The organism is Tianweitania sp. (assembly GCF_032053605.1).
In the GTDB taxonomy this organism is placed as follows: Bacteria; Pseudomonadota; Alphaproteobacteria; order Rhizobiales; family Rhizobiaceae; genus Tianweitania.
The window spans coordinates 1-1,653 of record NZ_DAMBUH010000200.1 but is presented as its reverse complement, the minus strand read 5'-3'; the positions used below and the strand labels follow the sequence as shown (position 1 = coordinate 1,653).

The following is a 1,653-nucleotide window of genomic DNA, read 5'->3' as shown; positions in this document are numbered from 1 at the left end:
AACGGCGCCGATGCTGGTATGCCGGGCCGCCATGCCGCATCTGCGGCAAGCCGGGGGCGGCAGCATCGTCAACGTGTCGTCGGGCGCCGGTCTTCAGCCATTGAAGCACCGAACGGCTTACTGCGCTTCCAAGGCCGGGCTGCAGATGTTTTCCAAGGCGCTCGCGCTTGAAGCAGCCGAGATCGGGGTGCGGGTCAACGTCGTGTGTCCCGGCGCGGTCGAGACCGAGCTGTTCCGCTCCTCGTTGCCCACCGACGATCCCGAGCCCACGCTGCAGGCCGTGCGCGACCGGTATGCGCTTGCCCGTATCGCCGCGCCGGACGAGATTGCCGCCATGATCGCCTTCCTGGTCAGCAGCGACGCTTCCTATATGACCGGCACGGCCATTGCGGTTGATGGCGGCCGCACCTTTCATTGACGGGATTTCGATCATGATCGTCGCCAACCGCTTCAAGAACCGCACCGTGATCGTGAGCGGCGGGGGCGGAGGCATCGGCGCCGGCATCGCGAAGCGCTTCCTTGCCGAGGGCGCGCGCGTCGGCGTGCTCGATCTGAGGACCTCCGAGCTCGTTGCTGAGCTTTGCGACACCCATGCGGAGCGGTTGATCGCGGTGGAAGGCGATTGCACCGACGCAGCCTTGCTTGAGGCCTTCCATACCAGGATCGTCGTAGGCTTCGGTTCGGTCGACGTGCTCGTCAACAATGTGGGCCAGAGCGGGCGCGAGCGCTCGGCGCCGTTCCACGAGTCCAGCGAAGAGGTCTGGCGCTTCGTGATGGAAGTCTCGTTGTTCAGCGCCATGCGCTTGTCGCGGCTCGTTGCCGGCACGATGCGCGACGGCGGGCGCATCGTCAACATGTCGAGCGACGCGGCCTTTGTGGGCGATGCCGGCTTGACCGATTATGCCGCCGCCAAAATGGGCATCGTCGGCTTTACCCGGTCGCTGGCGCGGGAACTGGCGCCGCATGGCGTGACGGTGAACGCGGTGGCACCGGGTGCGATCCGCACGCGCGCCCATGAAACGATGCCGGTTGCCGTTATCGACCGCATCAAGACCAACACGCCGGCCGGTTTCGTTGGCGAACCGGAGGACGTGGCGGCAACCGTCGCGTTTCTGGCCAGCGACGAAGCGCGCTTCATCACGGGTCAAAGCCTGCTGATCGACGGCGGCCGGTGGATGATCTGAGGAAACGAGTTTCGATGACCGATATCGCCGATCTTTCCGCCGTAGAACTCTCCACGCAGATCCGCGCCAAGGCACTGTCGCCGGTCGAGGTGACGGACGCCATCCTCGCCCGCATCGACCAGCGCGCCGACCTCAACGCCTTTATCACCATCACCGCCGACGAAGCGCGGGCCGAGGCCAAGGCGGCGGAGGCTATGGTCATGGCGGGCGGCGAGCTGCCTTCGCTGCTCGGCATTCCCTATTCAGTGAAGGACCTCGTCAACACGGCTGGCGTGCGCACCACGATGGGCTCGAAGATTTTCGAGACCAATGTGCCCAAAGAAGACGCCGTTGCCGTTGCACGCGCGCGTGCCGCCGGCGCAATCCTTGTCGGCAAGACCACGACGCCGGAATTCGGGCATGTCCAGTCGGCGACCTCGCCGCTTTTCGGGCGAACGCTAAACCCGGTCGATCCCGCCGTCACGCCCGG

3 protein-coding genes are annotated in these 1,653 nt (G+C 65.7%); all 3 read left to right on the top strand.

The features are described from left to right. Positions 1–418, top strand: a 418-nt coding sequence (locus RTX98_RS20700) for an SDR family oxidoreductase (RefSeq protein ID WP_312798774.1), incomplete at its 5' end; no start/stop codon positions are given. Between the two features lie 13 nt (positions 419–431). After that, on the top strand, positions 432–1,184 hold the full coding sequence (locus tag RTX98_RS20695; protein WP_312798773.1) for an SDR family oxidoreductase: 753 nt from the start codon (positions 432–434) through the stop codon (positions 1,182–1,184). Positions 1,185–1,198: 14 nt separating this feature from the next. Next, the coding region (locus tag RTX98_RS20690; protein ID WP_312798771.1) for an amidase family protein at positions 1,199–1,653 on the top strand (455 nt) is incomplete at its 3' end.